General features: G+C 68.5%; 13 protein-coding genes and 1 tRNA gene. 9 read left to right on the forward strand and 5 right to left on the reverse strand.

Translation table 11 applies throughout. The features are described 5' to 3' along the window. Nucleotides 1-212 precede the first annotated feature (212 nt). The 4 genes from DFR41_RS15750 to DFR41_RS15765 form a co-directional block, all read right to left on the reverse strand. Nucleotides 213-1,085 carry an LOG family protein gene (locus DFR41_RS15750; protein ID WP_114803413.1) on the reverse strand — a complete coding sequence of 291 codons (873 nt, stop codon included), beginning with the start codon at nt 1,083-1,085 and terminating at the stop codon, nt 213-215. A 124-nt stretch (nt 1,086-1,209) separates the two neighbouring features. Further along, nucleotides 1,210-1,764 (reverse strand): elongation factor P, encoded by a 555-nt coding sequence (efp, locus tag DFR41_RS15755; protein ID WP_043117915.1) that lies wholly within the window; start codon nt 1,762-1,764, stop codon nt 1,210-1,212. A 166-nt stretch (nt 1,765-1,930) separates the two neighbouring features. After that, nucleotides 1,931-3,007, reverse strand: a complete 1,077-nt coding sequence (gene earP, locus DFR41_RS15760) for an elongation factor P maturation arginine rhamnosyltransferase EarP (RefSeq protein WP_114803414.1) — start codon at nt 3,005-3,007, stop codon at nt 1,931-1,933. Continuing rightward, nucleotides 3,004-3,897, reverse strand: coding sequence for a LysR family transcriptional regulator (locus tag DFR41_RS15765; RefSeq protein WP_114803415.1), 894 nt, complete (start codon nt 3,895-3,897; stop codon nt 3,004-3,006). The genes earP and DFR41_RS15765 overlap by 4 nt, the downstream gene beginning before the upstream one ends. Nucleotides 3,898-4,026: 129 nt before the next feature. Between DFR41_RS15765 and DFR41_RS15770 the strand changes: the two genes are divergently transcribed. From DFR41_RS15770 to DFR41_RS15785, 4 genes are read left to right on the forward strand one after another with little or no spacing between them, the layout of a single operon-like run. Beyond that, nucleotides 4,027-5,250, forward strand: a complete 1,224-nt coding sequence (locus DFR41_RS15770) for a CaiB/BaiF CoA transferase family protein (protein WP_280525164.1) — start codon at nt 4,027-4,029, stop codon at nt 5,248-5,250. Continuing rightward, entirely contained in the window at nt 5,247-6,230 is a 984-nt protein-coding gene (locus DFR41_RS15775) for a hydroxymethylglutaryl-CoA lyase (RefSeq protein ID WP_211322600.1), read from the forward strand. The genes DFR41_RS15770 and DFR41_RS15775 overlap by 4 nt, the downstream gene beginning before the upstream one ends. Before the next feature lie 37 nt (nt 6,231-6,267). After that, nucleotides 6,268-7,269 carry a Bug family tripartite tricarboxylate transporter substrate binding protein gene (locus DFR41_RS15780; RefSeq protein ID WP_114803417.1) on the forward strand — a complete coding sequence of 334 codons (1,002 nt, stop codon included), beginning with the start codon at nt 6,268-6,270 and terminating at the stop codon, nt 7,267-7,269. Between the two features lie 56 nt (nt 7,270-7,325). Continuing rightward, nucleotides 7,326-8,309, forward strand: a complete 984-nt coding sequence (locus DFR41_RS15785; protein ID WP_114803598.1) for a Bug family tripartite tricarboxylate transporter substrate binding protein — start codon at nt 7,326-7,328, stop codon at nt 8,307-8,309. 115 nt (nt 8,310-8,424) lie between these two features. On the opposite strand, the gene DFR41_RS15790 is transcribed toward DFR41_RS15785, so the two are convergent. Further along, on the reverse strand, nt 8,425-10,407 hold the full coding sequence (locus DFR41_RS15790; protein WP_017757577.1) for a gamma-glutamyltransferase family protein: 1,983 nt from the start codon (nt 10,405-10,407) through the stop codon (nt 8,425-8,427). Between the two features lie 155 nt (nt 10,408-10,562). On the opposite strand from DFR41_RS15790, the gene uvrC reads away from it, so the two are divergent. The 5 genes from uvrC (at nt 10,563) to DFR41_RS15815 (ending at nt 16,079) form a co-directional block, all read left to right on the forward strand. Beyond that, complete coding sequence (gene uvrC, locus DFR41_RS15795) at nt 10,563-12,569, forward strand: excinuclease ABC subunit UvrC (RefSeq protein ID WP_114803599.1); 2,007 nt, start codon at nt 10,563-10,565, stop codon at nt 12,567-12,569. Nucleotides 12,570-12,642: 73 nt separating this feature from the next. Continuing rightward, on the forward strand, nt 12,643-13,218 hold the full coding sequence (pgsA, locus tag DFR41_RS15800; protein WP_017757575.1) for a CDP-diacylglycerol--glycerol-3-phosphate 3-phosphatidyltransferase: 576 nt from the start codon (nt 12,643-12,645) through the stop codon (nt 13,216-13,218). Nucleotides 13,219-13,437: 219 nt separating this feature from the next. After that, nucleotides 13,438-13,710: an HU family DNA-binding protein gene (locus DFR41_RS15805; RefSeq protein WP_017757574.1), complete on the forward strand. Its 273-nt coding sequence runs from the start codon at nt 13,438-13,440 to the stop codon at nt 13,708-13,710. Between the two features lie 13 nt (nt 13,711-13,723). Then, a tRNA-Val gene (locus DFR41_RS15810) sits at nt 13,724-13,799 on the forward strand. Between the two features lie 351 nt (nt 13,800-14,150). Further along, nucleotides 14,151-16,079, forward strand: a complete 1,929-nt coding sequence (locus DFR41_RS15815; RefSeq protein ID WP_114803418.1) for a SurA N-terminal domain-containing protein — start codon at nt 14,151-14,153, stop codon at nt 16,077-16,079. Nucleotides 16,080-16,121: the final 42 nt, after the last annotated feature.

A 16,121-nucleotide genomic window follows, 5' to 3' on the forward strand; every position in this document is an offset into this window, starting at 1 on the left:
AACCCGGCAGAGGACGCCGGCATGCGCGCTCCCGGTGCACGCTCGCGCTGACCGGCTTGCTGCGCAGGGCGGGTGCTCGCTCTCCACCGACGCGCCTGCCGCACTGCACGGCGCCGCGAATGGCACCTCCGCACGCATACCGGCATCCTCCGCCTCGACGCTGCGCTCGAACGCCTCGTCTTTGCCCTTATGGGCAAGGACGACGCCCTATCTCACAACTCGTAAAAGCGCTTGATCTCGGTCCACGCGTCTTCCGGCGTGTCAACATACCGGAACAGGTCGATGTCCTCCGGCGAGATCACGCCTTCGTCCACCAGGAACTCGAAGTCGATCAGCCGCCGCCAGTACTCCGAACCGAACAGCACGATGGGAACCGGCTTGGCCTTGCGGGTCTGCACCAGCGTGACCACTTCGAAGAGCTCGTCCAGCGTGCCGAAGCCACCCGGAAAGGCCACCAGTGCCTTCGCCCGCATCATGAAGTGCATCTTGCGGATGGCGAAGTAGTGGAACTTGAAGCTCAGAGCCGGCGTGACGTAGACGTTGGCCGCCTCTTCCATCGGCAGGGCGATGGCCAGGCCGACCGACAGGCCGCCGCCCTCGTAGGCGCCGCGGTTGGCGGCCTGCATGATGCCGGGGCCGCCGCCGGTGCAGACGAAGAGCTTGTCCTCGGGCTCCTTGTCGTTGCTGTAGTGCGCGACCAGCTTGCCGAAGGCGCGGGCCTGCTCGTAGTAGTGGCTGCCCCGCGCCAGGCGCTTCCAGCGCGCGGCGGCCTTCTCGTCGCCAGCGGCCTCGGCCTGAGCGATGAGGGCCGTCATCTCCTCCTCGCTGCGGAAGCGCGCGCTGCCGAAGACGACCACTGTGTTCTCGATGCCGTGGGCACGCATCTCGATGTCGGGCTTCATCAGCTCGAGCTGCATGCGCAGGCCGCGGGTTTCGCGGCGCAGCAGGAATTCGGGGTCGGCGAAGGCGAGGCGGGAGGGATCCGGGTCCAGCGGCAGGCCGCGGTCGGAATGGGCCTGGAGCGTGGCCCAGGCGTCGGCCAGGCGCTTGTTGTGAAGGTCGTGCGTGCTGTCTTTGGGGCTCATTCGGCGCTCTGGAAAGTGGCCAGGGGATTCTGCTCGCAGCAATCCTCGGGCCAGCGGCCAAAGAAAAAGGCCCCGGTGGGGCCTCGTGCTGCAGGAGCGATGCGGGAGTCTGCCGCCGGCAGGCTCAGACGCGCTTGCGGTATTCGCCCGTGCGGGTGTCGATTTCGATCTTGTCGCCCTGGTTCACGAACAGGGGCACGGCCACTTCGAAGCCGGTCGACAGCTTGGCGGGCTTGAGCACCTTGCCGGAGGTGTCGCCCTTGACGGCGGGTTCGGTCCAGGTGATTTCGCGCTCGACGCTGGTGGGCAGTTCGACCGAGATGGCCTTGCCTTCGTAGAACACCACTTCGACGGGCATGCCGTCTTCGAGGTAGTTCAGGGCGTCGCCCATGTTCTCGGCTTCGACTTCGTACTGGTTGTATTCGCTGTCCATGCAGACGTACATGGGATCGGCGAAGTAGGAGTAGGTGCACTCCTTCTTGTCCAGGACGATCTGGTCGATCTTGTCGTCGGCCTTGAAGACCACTTCGGTGTTGAAGTTGGCGATCAGGCTCTTCATCTTCATGCGCACGGTGGCGCTGTTGCGGCCGCCGCGGCTGTATTCGGTCTTCAGGACGACCATCGGGTCCTTGCCGTGCATGATGACGTTGCCGGCGCGGATTTCTTGAGCGATTTTCATAGGTGCTGGAGTTGAGGCCGCTCGGCGTGCCCCGGACCGTCACTGCCGCCCCAGAGGGTGGTCGTGGCGGCGGCAAAAGCAGGTTCCCGCGGCGGGTTGGCGGCTCCGTGGGGGCGCACCGGCTGGTGCACGCGCCGCGGCGGAGATTTCCGCAAAGCCCGCGATTTTAGCTTTTTTGGGCAATGAAACGGACAAGCCGGGTCAGCAAATCGTCCTGAGCGAGCAGCCGCGTGCGCGCCGCCTGCACCATGCGGGTGGCGTCGGCCAGCAGCGCGTCGTCCAGGGCCGGCAATGCCGGCGCGCCCGGTCGGCCGTTCCAGGCGGCGTGGAAGGCACGGACCGAGGCGGGTGCGTCCAGCGCATCCAGCCAGGCGTCCAGCTTGTCGTAGTGCACGCCATCGTCCTGCGGATAGATGTGCCAGACCATCGGCTTGCCGGCCCACAGGGCGCGCACCAGCGAGTCCTCGCCGCGCACGGCGTTGAAGTCGCCCGCCCACAGCAGGTGGTCGAAGTCGGGCTGCGCGAGGTGCGGCAGCCAGTCGATGTGCAGGGCGCCCCGGTCGGCGGGTAACTGCGGCAGCACCGCGCGGACGGCCTCGGCCGTTCGGCCGGCCGCCACCAGCACCCGCGTCGGACGGGCGCCCCCGCACAGGCCCGCCAGCCAGTCGGCCAGCGCTGGCGGCTCGTAGCAGAACAGGGTGGCGATGCGCTCGCCCTGCCAGCCGATGCCTTGCGCGGCCAGCCAGGCGCCGCGGTCGAAAGCGGTCTGGCGCTGCACCAGACCGGCTTCGCGCAGCAGCCCGCCCGTGCGTTCCGTGAAGCCGGGATAGAAGAAATGCTTGGTGCAGCCGCGGCCCGGGCCGCTCATCACCGGCGAGGGCAGGCCGTGCAGGCCTTCGACGAAGTCCTCGGCCGACAGGTATTCGAGGTTGAGCCAGATGCCGCCGGGTCGCGCGGCGAAGCGGGCGACGAGTTCGGGCGCGGGGTCGCAGCCGAAGGCCTCGATCAACACATGCGGATCCGGGCCGGTGGCCGCAGCGGCGTGCACGGCGGCGGGGTCGGACCAGTCGATCACCTGCACGCCCGGCTGGCCCCGCGGCGCCATCCAGGCGAGCGCGCTCGCGTCGTCCACCCACAGGCGCACCGGCTCGCGGCGCTCGACGGCGATCTGCCGGGCGAGGCGCCAGGTCACGCCCAGGTCGCCGTGGTTGTCGATCACGCGGCAGAAGATGTCCCAGTTCATGCCTGGGCCTCCGCACGCAGGTGGTCGACCAGCAGTTGCGCCACGCTGGACAGACCTTCGTCCGACCGCACGCACAGCGCCAGCCGGCGTCGCGCCCAGGGCTCGGTGAGGCCCACGATGCGCAGCGGCAACGCGCCGCGGAAGAGGGAGGCACTGCCGCGCGGCAGCACGCCCACGCCCAGGCCGGCCGCCACCATCTGGCACAGCGCGTCGTAGCTGCTGACCTGCATGCGCAGCCGCAGCGCCCGTCCGCGCTCGGCGGCGGCCCGGGTGAGCTGCTGGTTGATCGCGCTGCCCGGATGCATGCCGACGACGTCGTGGTCCAGCACGGCACCGATGTCCACCTGGCGGCGCCGAGACAGCGCATGGCCCTGGGGCACGACCAGCACCAGCTCGTCCTCGCGGTAGGGCAGCAGGCGGACCGCATCGCCGTAGTCGCCGTCGTTCAGGATGCCCAGGTCGGCCGCATTCTCGGCCACGCTGCGCGCGACGGCGCTGCTGATCTGCTCCTGCAGCCGCACGTCCACCTGCGGATGCCGAGCCAGGAAGGTCTGCAGCTCGCGCGGCAGGAACTGCGTGATGGCCGAGATGTTGGCCACCACCCGCACCTGGCCGCGAGTGCCGCGGCCGTAGTCGCGCATCTGCTGGGCGATGCCTTCCATCTCGTTGATCAGCCCGCGCGCCAGGTCGCGCAGCGCGAAGGCGGCCGGCGTGGGCGCCATGCCCTTGTTGCTGCGCGCGAAGAGCGGCACGCGCAGCGCGTCTTCCAGCTCGGCCAGGCGCCGGCTCACGGCCGAAGGCGCGATGTGGTGCTGCGCGCCGGCGGCGGCGATGGTGCCGTGCTCCATCACGGCCACGAACACGCGCAGGGAGACGGGGTCGAGGTTCATGGGAGGGGCGATGCTACCTGCCATGCCGGATTGCGATGGTGGCCTCGCGCACCGGCGCTTTGCGGGCGGATGCCCAGCCGCCATGATCCGCACCCGATCGGCCCGCCGGGCCTTGCCAGGAGACATCACGTGGACAGCGGCCCTCCATCCCCCTCCCTCATTGGCGGCGACGCGCTGCAGGGCGTGCGCATCGTCGAGATGGGCCAGCTCATCGCCGGGCCCTTCTGCGGCAAGACGTTGGGCGAGTTCGGCGCCGAGGTCATCAAAATCGAGCCGCCGGTCACCGGCGACCCGCTGCGCAACTGGCGGCTGCTGCAGAAGGGCACCTCGGTGTGGTGGCAGGTGCAGTCGCGCAACAAGCGCTCGGTGGCGCTGGACCTGCGCGCGCCCGAAGGTCAGGAGGTGGCGCGGCGCCTGGTCGCCGAGGCCGACGTGCTGATCGAGAACTTCCGCCCCGGCATGCTGGAGGAATGGGGCCTCGACCCCGAGTCGCTGCAGGCCGCCAACCCGGGGCTGATCGTGCTGCGCATCTCCGGCTTCGGGCAGACCGGGCCTTACCGCGACCAGCCGGGCTTCGGCGTCATCGGCGAGGCCATGGGCGGCCTGCGCCACCTGACGGGCGAGCTGGGCCGCGTGCCCGTGCGAGTCGGCGTGTCGCTGGGCGACACCCTGGCGGCCCTGCATGGCGCCATCGGCGTGCTGGCGGCGCTCTATCACCGGCAGGCCCATGGCGGGCGCGGCCAAGTGATCGACGTCGCGCTGCACGAGGCGGTCTACAACGTGATGGAGAGCCTGATCCCCGAATACAGCGCCTTCGGCGTGGTGCGCGAGGCCGCGGGCAGCGCGCTGCCGGGCATCGCGCCCAGCAATGCCTATCCGTGCACCGACGGCTGGGTGCTGGTGGCGGGCAATGGCGACAGCATCTTCAAGCGGCTGATGCAGGCCATCGGCCGCCCGGATCTGGCCGCCGCGCCCGACTTGGCCAACAACGCCGGCCGCGTGGCCCGCGTGCAGGAGATCGACGCGGCCATCGCTCACTGGACCACGGGCCGCACGGTGCACGAGGTGCAGCAAAGCCTGGCCGCCGCCCGCGTGCCGGCCGGCAAGGTCTACACCGCCCGCGACATTGCCGAAGACCCGCACTACCGCGCCCGTGACATGCTGCTGACCCAGCAGACGCGCGATGGCGACACGCTCACCGTGCCGGGCATCGTGCCCAAGCTCTCGGCCACGCCGGGCCGCGTGCGCAGCAGCGCGCCGCGCCTGGGCGACGACACCGACGCCGTGCTGGCCGAGGTGGGGCTGAGTGCCAGCCAGATCGCGCACCTGCGCGATAAGGGAATCATCCAATGACCGCCGTGCACAGTGCCTGGCAGGGCGCCGGCCGCCGCATCCACATGCAGGAGGTCGGCACCCGCGACGGCCTCCAGATGGAAGCGGCCTTCGTGCCCACCGCCGACAAGATCGCGCTGGTGAACCAGCTCTCGGCCGCGGGGCTGGACAAGATCGAAGTCAGCGCCTTCGTCTCGCCCGCCGCGGTGCCGGCGCTGCGCGATGCCGAGGTCGTGCTGCGCGAGATCGAGCGTCACCCTGGCGTCGTCTATGCCGCGCTGGTGCCCAATGTGCGTGGTGCCGAGCGCGCCATCGAGTCGAAGGTGGACGAACTGAACCTGGTGATGTCCGCCAGCGAAACCCACAACCTGGCCAACCTTCGCATGACGCGGGCGCAGTCCTTCCGCGCGCTGGCCGAGGTGGTGGCGCTGGGCCGCTCCGCGGGCGTGGCGGTGAACGTGTCGCTGTCCTGCGTGTTCGGCTGCCCCATGGAGGGCGAGGTGGCGGTCGACGAGGTGTTCGACCTCATCGAGCGCTTCGACCAACTGGGCGTGCACGGCCTCACGCTGTGCGACACCACGGGGATGGCCCATCCGGCGCAGGTGGCGCGCGTGGTGGCGATGGCGCGGGTCCGCTGGCCGCGCCAGACCTTCACGCTGCACTTCCACAACACACGCGGCATGGGCCTGGCCAATGTGCTGGCCGCCATCGACGCCGGCGCGGACTGCTTCGATGCCTCCATCGGCGGTCTCGGCGGTTGCCCCTACGCTCCGGGCGCTACCGGCAATGTCTGTACCGAGGAGATCGTGCACGCGCTGCAGTGCATGGACTTCCATGTGCCGGTGGATCTTGCGAGGGTGATGCACGCCGCTGCCCGCCTGCCCGCCCTGATCGGCCACGAGGTGCCCAGCCAACTGCTGAAGGCCGGCCCGCGGCTGCAACTGCATCCGTCGCCGGCCGACTTCGCGGCCGTGCGCGAGCGCGCCCTGGCGCGCACCTGACGACCTGCCCGACCCTCACGACAACGGAGACAAGACCATGACGACGACCCCCTTCCCCGCCATCGCCCGCCGCCGCATCGCGGCCGGCATCGGCACCGCGCTGCTCTGCGGCGCTGCCGTCCCGGCCGCCTGGGCCGAGGACGCCTACCCCAGCAAGCCCATCACGGTGGTCGTGCCCCAGGCCGCGGGTGGCGCCAACGACGTCATTGCCCGGGTGGTGGCGCAGCGCCTGTCCCAGCAGCTGGGCCAGACCGTGCTGGTGGACAACAGGCCCGGCGCAGGTGGCACCGTGGCCACGGCAGCGACGGCCCGTGCCAAGCGCGACGGCTACACGCTGCTGCTCACGGCCGACAGCGCGCAGGTGACGAGCCCGGCGCTCTACCGCAATCCAGGTTTCGATCCGGTCAAGGACTTCGAGCCCATCGCGCCCATCGCCACCGCCGGCTATGTGCTGGTGGCCACCCCGTCCTTTCCGGGCCAGAACATGGCCGACCTGATCCGGCTGGCCAAGGCGCAGCCGGGCGCGTATTCGTACGCGTCGGCCGGCAACGGCACGCTCAACCACCTGATCGGCGAGATGGTGCAGAAGGCCGCAGGCATCAAGCTGCAGCATGTGCCCTACAAGGGCTCGGCGGCAGCCGCGACCGATGTGGTCGGCGGGCAGGTGCCGCTGTCGGTGCAGAGCCTGCCCTCGGTCATCGCTTTCATCAAGTCGGGCAAGCTCAAGGTGCTGGGCGTGGTCAACCCGCAGCGCATCAAGGCGCTGCCCGATTCGTCCACGATCGGCGAGACGCTGCCGGGCTTCGGCCAGGCGCCGTGGTATGCGCTCTTCGCACCGGCCGGCACACCCGCGCCCATCGTCGCCCGGCTGCAGGCCGAGGTGAACAAGGCGCTGGAAAGCCCCGATGTGCTGGAGAAGCTGGCCAGCGTGGGCTGCGAGCCCTTCAAGGGCAGCTCGGCCCAACTGGCCGCGCTCGTGCAGTCGGACCTGCGCAAGTGGGCGCAGATCGTGAAGGACACGGGCGCGACGGTGGACTGACGCCCCGGCCGGGCGTTCCGGCCTTTGAGTAGCCAATGAAGAACATGGAGACACGCATGACCCTCACCCGTCAACGCTTTCTGGCTGCCGCTGCAGCCGCCTGCCTGCTGCCCTTGCCGCTCGCCAGTGTGGCGCAGGGCGCCTATCCGTCGCGGCCGATCTCGCTCGTGGTGCCCACCGCCACCGGCGGCACCACCGACCTGTCCGCACGCATGCTGGCGCAGCCGCTGGGCGTGGCGCTGGGCCAGTCGCTGGTGGTGGAGAACAAGGGCGGCGGCAACGGCGCCATTGCCGCGGCCTTCGTCAAGCGTGCGGAGCCGGACGGCTACACGCTGCTGATGCAGTACTCCGGCTACCACGTCATCACGCCGGCGGTGAGCAAGACACCCCTGCCCTGGGCGCAGAAGGACCTGCGGCCGGTGGCCAACGTGCTGTCCGCGCCGCAGATCATCGTGGTGCGGGCCGACCTGCCGCTGAAGACGCTGGCCGATCTGGTGGCCTACGCCAAGGCCCATCCGGGCAAGCTGAACTACGCCTCGTCGGGCAACGGCTCGCTGCAGCACGTGACCGGCGCCATGCTGGAGCAGCAGGCCGGCGTGCAGATGGTGCACGTGCCCTACAAGGGCACCGGCCCGGCCCTGCAGGACCTGCTGGGCGGGCAGGTGGACCTGACCTTCGGCACCGCGCCTCCCTTCATGCCGCACATCCAGGCCGGCAAGCTGCGTGTGCTGGCCGTGACCGGCACCAGCCGCCTGCCCAGCCTGCCGGATGTGCCCAGCACCGCGGAAGCGGGCTTTCCGAAGCTGGATGCCAGTTCCTGGTTCGCGGTCTTCGCGCCAGCGGCAACGCCGGATGCGGTGGTGCAGAAGCTCGCGGGCGAGATCGGGCGGGTGGTGAACACGCCCGCCTTCAGAAAGCTGGCGCAGGACCAGGGCGCGACGGCCGACTTCCAGGACCCGACGCAACTGGCCGCGCGGGTGACGGCCGACCTCGCGCGCTGGTCGCAACTGGCGAAGTCGGCGCGCATCGAGGTGGATTGAAGCTGGGGCAGGCGAGCAATCGCCGCTGAACGAACAAAGGGCGGTGCCATCGGCACCGCCCTTTGTTCTGGGGCGAGGCCCGGCTAGCGCCGGCGCCTCGTGCGCATGCCGCGCATCACGGCGTGAAGGTGTCGCCGAGCACGATGCCTTCGCGGCGTGGGTCTGCACCGCCGCTGAGCACCGCCTTGCCGTTCACCTGCGTGCGAACCACCGTGCTGATGCCGCTGGACTGTGCGCTGACCGAGACCGTGTGGCCCAGGGTGCGCAGGCCGGTCACCAGCGGATCGTTGGCACCGTTGCTGGTGGCATCGATGTTGGGATGCTCGCCGCCCACGTTGGTGGTGGTCGAATTGGAGGCGCCGAAGTCCACCATCGACGTGGCCTGCTGTGCGTCCAGCTTCCAGTCCAGGGCGCCGACCAGCGTCTTGACCACGTACTGGATGATCGTGCCGCCGCCGGGCGAGCCGGTGGCCATCACGAAGTCGCCGGGCGCACTGCCGTTGAACACCATGGTCGGCGCCATCGTGCTGCGGGGGCGCTTGCCCGGTGCGACGCGGTTGGCCACGGGCAGGCCGTTGCTGTCGGTGGGCGAGGCCGAGAAGTCGGTCAACTGGTTGTTGAGCAGGATGCCGCGCGCCATGTGGTAGGAGCCCATGGACGACTCCACCGTGGTGGTCATCGTGACGACGTTGCCCTCCTTGTCGACGATGGTCAGGTGCGTCGTGCCGTTTTCGGGCGTCTTGTCGATACCCAGCGGCACGGGGCCCAGGTCGCCGGCCTGCGCGGTGCCCATGCTCTTGGTGAAGTCGATCAGGTTGGCGCGGGTGCGCATGTAGGTCTTGTTGAGCAGCGTATCCGGGCTGTTGCCGGGCAGCGGCACGAAGTCGGTGTCGGCCACGTACTTGTCGCGATCGGCATAGGCCAGGCGCTCGGCTTCGGAAACCAGGTGCACGCCCATCACGGTCGGCTTGCCGCCTTCCAGGTCGACGGCGGTGGGCGCATGCAGCGCCATGTTGAAGTTCTCCAGAATGCCCAGCGTCGAGAGCACGCCGATGCCGCCGGAGGAGGGCGGCGACATGCTGCAGATGTAGTAGCTGCGGTAGGTCGTGCACACCGGGTCGCGGCGCTTGGGGCGGTAGTTCTTCAGGTCGTCCAGCGTGGTCAGGCCTGGGGTGATCACGGAGCCGTCGATGCCGGCGGTGATGCCGATCTTGGCGACGATGTCCTGGGCGATCGGGCCGGTGTACATGGCATCGGCACCCTGCGAGGCCATGGCCTTGAGCACGCCGGCATAGGCCGGATTGGTCAGCGTGGCGCCCAGTGGCTTCGGATTGCCCGAGGCGTCGAGGAAGTAGGCGGCCGCCTCGTCGTCGCGCTTGAGGTTGGAGGCCGAACCCGCGATGGCAGCGGCCATGCGGCCACCGATCTTGAAGCCGTTGGTGGCGAGGTTGGTGCCCTCGCCGAACAGGTCCTTCCAGGCGAGCTTGCCGTGGTCGGCCTGGGCCATCTCGAGCATGCGCATCACGCCGGGCGTGCCGATGGAGCGGCCGCTGGCGCGGGCGCTGGGCTTGGGCGTGGTCTTGTCGGTGTCGCTGATGTAGCGCAGGTAGTCGGCCGTGGCGGCCGCCGGGGCCGTCTCGCGGCCGTCGTAGGCCTCGACCTTCTTGGTCTTGGCATCGAAGTGCAGCAGGAAGGCGCCGCCCGCGAGGCTGCTCGACTGGGGCTCCACCAGGCCGAGCACGGCCTGCACGGCCACGGCCGCGTCGACCGCGCTGCCGCCTGCCTTGAGGATGTCGCAGCCGGCCTTGGTGGCCAGCGGATGGTTGGCGACCACCATGTAGGTCTTCGCATAGATGACCTTCTTGCCCGGCACATAGCCGGATGCCGGCTCCGGCGCGGCCGGGTCGCCCTGCAGGCCTGAGCCGACCACCACCGGCGAACCGCTGGTGGTCGTCTGACAGCTGTAGTCAGGGGCAGCGGGTGCGGGCGCGGGTGATGGTGCCGGCGTGTTGGCGCTCGCGGCGATCAGTGCTGCGGCCAGGGCCTGCTGGTCGTTGTTGTCCGAGCCGCCGCCGCAGGCGGCGACCGAGACGGCCATGGCAAGGGGAGCGAGGACCCACAGTCGTCGCTTGTCTTCAGAAGTTTTCACGGGGATTCCGACTCTTGTTGTTGAACGGGGAACGCAAATCATCCTAGATATTGCAGAGTTGTGTAGCAGGATTCGTTCCGGGAGCGCGGGCCACAATGGTGCCCATGTCCGAGGTGCATTCCGAACAATTGCTGGCCGAGGTGGCCGCCCTTCCTTCTCTGCCGGGGGTCTACCGTTACTTCGACGTCGCGGGCGCCGTGCTGTATGTGGGCAAGGCACGCAACCTCAAGCGCCGCGTCTCCAGCTACTTCCAGAAGAACCATGGCGGCACGCGTATCGGCCACATGATCGGCAAGATCGCCCGGATGGAGACCACGGTGGTGCGCTCCGAGGCCGAGGCGCTGCTGCTCGAGAACAACCTCATCAAGACCCTCAAGCCGCGCTACAACATCCTGTTCCGCGACGACAAGAGCTATCCCTATCTCAAGATCACCGGCGTTCGCGATCGCGATGGCAGCGACGGTCTCGCGCCTGGCAGCATTCCGCGCCTGGCCTACTACCGCGGCGCGACGGACCGACGCCATCGCTACTACGGCCCTTACCCAAGCGCCTGGGCGGTGAAGGAATCCATCCAGCTGCTGCAGAAGGTCTTCAAGCTGCGCACCTGCGAGGACACGGTCTACGGCAACCGTACCCGGCCCTGTCTGCTCTATCAGATCAAGCGCTGCAGCGGTCCGTGCGTGGGGCATGTGGCGCCGGCCGACTACGCACACGACGTGGCCAACGCCGAAGCCTTTCTGCGCGGCGAGACGCAGCAGGTGCTGGCCGAACTGGAGGGCCGCATGATGCAGCACGCCGAGCGGCTGGAGTTCGAGCAGGCCGCCGAACTGCGCAACCGCATGTCGGCCCTGTCGCGTGTGCTGCACCAGCAGTCGGTGGAGATCGTGGACGACAAGGACGTCGACATCCTGGCCGTGAAGGTGCAAGGCGGCAAGGCCTGCGTCAACCTGGCCATGGTGCGCGGCGGCCGGCATCTGGGCGACCGGGCCTACTTCCCGGCGCATGTGGAGGATGCCTCGCTGCTGCAGCAGGACGTCGCCGACGACGACGGCGGACCGGCCGAAGGCGCGGAGGAGGGCGCTTTGTTGCCCTCGGTCGAGCGCCAGGTGCTCGAGGCCTTCATCGCCCAGCATTACATCGAGGCGCCGGCGCCCGCCACGCTGGTGCTGGGCGAGGTGGTCGGGCGCGAGCTGATCGAGGCCATCGCGCAGCAGTCCAGTCAGCGTGTCACGGCCGTCTTCCAGCCCCGGTCGCAGCGGCGCCTGTGGCTGGAGATGGCGCAGAAGAATGCCGACATCCAGCTCGCCCGCCTGCTCGCCGAAGAGGGCTCGCAGCAGGCCCGCACACGCGCATTGGTTGACGCGCTGGAGCTGGCGCCGGACGACCTCGCCCAGTTCCGCATCGAGTGCTTCGACATCTCGCACACGGCGGGCGAGGCGACGCAGGCCTCGTGCGTGGTCTTCGAGGACCATGCGATGCAGAACCGCGAATACCGCCGCTACAACATCGAGGGCATCACACCCGGCGACGACTATGCCGCCATGCGTCAGGTACTGATGCGGCGCTACGGCAAGATCGCCGAGGCCATGGCCGCCGAGGCGCAGGCGCCCGCGCCGGGCGATGGCGGCGGTGCGGATGCACCGCCTGGCACGGCCGGCGCGCGCATGCCCGACCTGGTGCTGGTCGATGGCGGCAAGGGCCAGGTGTCGATGGCCCGCGAGGTCTTCGTCGAGCTGGGCCTGCCGCTGTCGCTGATCGTCGGCGTGGAGAAGGGCGAAGGCCGCAAGGTGGGCCTCGAGGAACTGGTCTTTGCCGACGGCCGCGAGAAGGTCTACCTGGGACGGGACTCCGCGGCCCTGATGCTCGTCGCCCAGATCCGCGACGAGGCCCACCGCTTTGCCATCACGGGCATGCGCGCCAAGCGTGCCAAGGTGCGTGTGGGGGGCAGCCAGTTGGAGGACATCCCGGGCGTAGGCCCCAAGCGGCGGGCCCGGTTGCTGCAGCGCTTCGGCGGCATCCGCGGCGTGGCGGCGGCCAGCGTGGAGGACCTTGCATCCGTCGACGGCATTGCGCGCGACCTGGCTGAAGAGATCTACCGCGCGCTTCACTGATGCCGGCCCGGACGCGGCTTTGCACAGCATCGGCAGCGTCAAGGGGGCAGTGGCCTCATGCCACAATCTCCCGATGTTCTGGACCCTGCCCACCATCATGACCTGGACGCGCATCGTCGCGATTCCCCTGATCGTGGGCGTCTTCTACCTGCCGTTGCCCGAGGGCATGCGCAACCTCATCGCCACGGTGATGTTCATCGTCTTCGCCGCCACCGACTGGCTCGACGGCTTCCTCGCACGGCGCCTCAACCAGACCTCGGCCTTCGGTGCCTTCCTCGATCCGGTCGCCGACAAGTTCCTGGTGTGCGCCTCGCTGCTGGTGCTGGTGCACCTCAACCGCGCCGATGTGTTCGTGGCCCTGATCATCATCGGGCGGGAGATCGCCATCTCTGCATTGCGTGAATGGATGGCCCAGCTGGGCGCGGGCAAGAGCGTGGCCGTGCACATGATCGGCAAGGTCAAGACCACCGTGCAGATGGTCGCCATTCCGTTCCTGCTCTACCAGGGCATGCTGTTCGGAACCATCGACACGGGCCTGTGGGGACGTTGGCTGATCTGGGCCGCCGCGGTGCTCACCGTGTGGTCGATGGTGTACTACCTGCGCAAGGCGATCCCCGAGATCCGCGCACGCACCGAGGCCCGCGGCTGAACTACTTTGTGAAGTTGTTGTGCAATCTGTTTGCAGATGATGGCGGCGCGGCCACGGCTTATTGACACTCCTTGACCGCATGGTTGTAATCTGCCGCTCGGCCGCCAGGGCCGATGTCCTCGGAACCGTCTCCCTCCCCGTTTGATGACCACGGCGCACGCCCCCGGAGGGTCCGCTCGCGCTTCCGATCGCTGATCAACCTTCCGCCAAGAGGCCCTTGTGAACAAGACCGAACTGATCGAACACATCGCCAAGAACGCCGACATCTCCAAGGCTGCGGCCACGCGGGCGCTGGAGTCCACGCTGGGTGCGATCCGCACCACGCTGAAGAAGGGCGGCTCGGTGTCGCTGGTCGGCTTCGGCACGTTCGCGGTGGGCAAGCGGGCGGCGCGTACGGGGCGCAATCCGCGGACCGGAACTGCGATTAAGATCAAGGCTGCGAAGGTTCCCAAGTTCCGTCCCGGCAAGGCGCTCAAGGACGCACTGAACTGAATCGAACCGTCGGGGGTGCTTAGCTCAGTTGGTAGAGCGGCGCCCTTACAAGGCGTAGGTCGGGGGTTCGAGCCCCTCAGCACCCACCACCCCGATTGATGTGAAGGCCCGGAGAGATCCGGGCCTTTTGCATTGTTAACGCGAAACCGCACTCCCACTTGGATTCGCGTGGTGCCTCGCGTTCACGCAGCCCCGTCGCATCGGCGTTTGTGGGCAGCAATGAGCGCATGCGCCGCAGCTAGAATCCGCCCGCCGGTTCGACCAGCCGGCGTCAGGGCAGGTGCTGCAAGCAGTCGTACAACAACATCTCTTGCCAGCCAAGGTCAGGGATCGTCCCCGAGCATTCACCCCCTCCGTGACCGGTGGCGGACGTCATGTTCGCCTTTGTTTCTCGTCGTCTCCGCGGGCGCTGTGGCGTCCGATCCTAGAGGTGTGCAGGCATGTTTGATTTCTTCCGCAAGTACAACAAGATCGTGATGATCGTCCTGTTCTTGCTGATCATTCCCTCGTTCGTGTTGTTCGGCGTGCAGAACTACACCAATAACGGTGACCGTGGCGACGTGGTCGCCTCCGTCGATGGGCAGTCGATCACTCGTACCGAATGGGAGCAGCAGCATCGCAACGAGACCGACCGGTTGCGCCAGCAGATGCCCAGCCTCGATGCGTCGGTCTTCGATTCCGACGCTGCGCGCTACGCCACGCTGGAACGCATGGTCCGCAATCGTGTGCTCACGGCGGCGGCCCTCAAGACCAACATGACCGTGTCCGACGGCCGCCTCACCCGTGTCTTCACCGAGGATCCTGGGCTTGCCAGCTTCCGCGACGACAAGGGCAACTTCGACCGCCAGCGTTTCATCATGGCCACGGGTCGCACGCCCGAACAATTCGAGGCTGCGGTGCGCGCCGATCTCGCCACGCAGCAACTGCTCGGTGGCGTGACCGGCTCGGCCGCGCCGAACCCTGCGCTGCTCGATGTGCTGAGCAATGCGCTGCGCGAGCGCCGCGAGGTGCAGGTGGCCCGCTTTGCGCCGGCGGACTTCGCCGGCAAGGTGTCCGTCTCCGATGCCGACCTGGAGTCTTACTACAAGAGCCACACGAGCCGCTATCAGCTTCCCGAGCAGGCGGACGTCGAGTACATCGTGCTGAACATGGAGGCGGTCAAGAAGACCATCGCCGTCCCCGACGCCGACCTCAAGGCCTACTACGAACAGAACAAGGACCGCTTCGGCACCAAGGAAGAGCGCAAGGCCTCGCACATCCTGATCGCCGCAGGCAAGGACGCACCCGGCGCCGACCGGGCCAAGGCCAAGGCCCGCGCCGAGGAGCTGCTGGCCGAGGTCCGCAAGACGCCGGCCAGCTTCGGCGACCTGGCCAAGAAGAATTCGCAGGACCCCGTCTCCGCGGCGCAAGGCGGGGCACTCGACTTCGTGACCCGAGGTGCGATGGTCAAGCCTTTCGAAGATGCGATGTTCGCGCTCAAGAAGGACGAGATCAGCAATGTGGTCGAGACCGAATACGGCTATCACATCATCCGCCTCGACGACATCAAGCCGGCCGTGGTGCCGCCCTTCGAGCAGGTGCGTGCCCGTATCGAGGACGAGATCCGCGGCCAGCAGGCCTCGCAGGCCTTTGCCAAGCAGGCCGAGGTCCTGTCCGACCTGGTCTACCAGCAGGCCGACAGTCTGCAGCCCGCGGCGGATGCGCTCAAGCTGCAGATCCAGAAGGCACAGGGTGTGGGTCGCACGCCCGTGCCTGGCGCGCAGGGTCCCCTGGGCAACCGCAACTTCATCAATGCACTGTTCGCGGCGGACACCCTGGAGCGCAAGCACAACACCGAGGCCATCGACCTGGGCGGCAACCAGCTCGCCGTCGGTCGCGTGACGCGCCACGTTCCAGCGCGCACGCAGACCTTCGACGAAGTGAAGGCGCGTGTACGCCAGGAACTGGTCGCCGAGCGCGCGGCAGCGGCCGCCAAGACCGAGGGTGAGGCCAAGCTCAAGGCCTGGGAGGGTGCTGCGGCCGGTGCCGTGCCTGCCGGTCTGGGCCAGCCCATCGCCGTGTCACGCAACGACAACGCCAGCTCGCAGCCGTCGGCTGTGGTCGAGGCGGCCCTGCGTGCCGATCCCGCCAAGCTGCCCGCGTGGGTCGGCGTGGATCTCGGTGCCGAAGGGTATGCCGTGGTGCGCGTCAACAAGACGCTGCCGCCGGCCGAGGTGCCCGCGGACCAGCGCCAGCAAGAGCGGACGCAGCTTTCGCAAGCCATGGCGGGCGCGGAGGCCGAGGCTTACTACGCGATGCTCAAGGACCGCTTCAAGGCGACGATCAAGGTGCCGCACCCCTCCGGCGCTCCTTCAGTGGTCGTGAACTGATTTTCGGGAGAGGCGGAATTTTTCCGCTATACTCCGAAGTTC

Origin of the sequence: Pseudacidovorax intermedius (assembly GCF_003350475.1) — a bacterium.
Classification (GTDB): domain Bacteria; phylum Pseudomonadota; class Gammaproteobacteria; order Burkholderiales; family Burkholderiaceae_C; genus Xenophilus; species Xenophilus intermedius.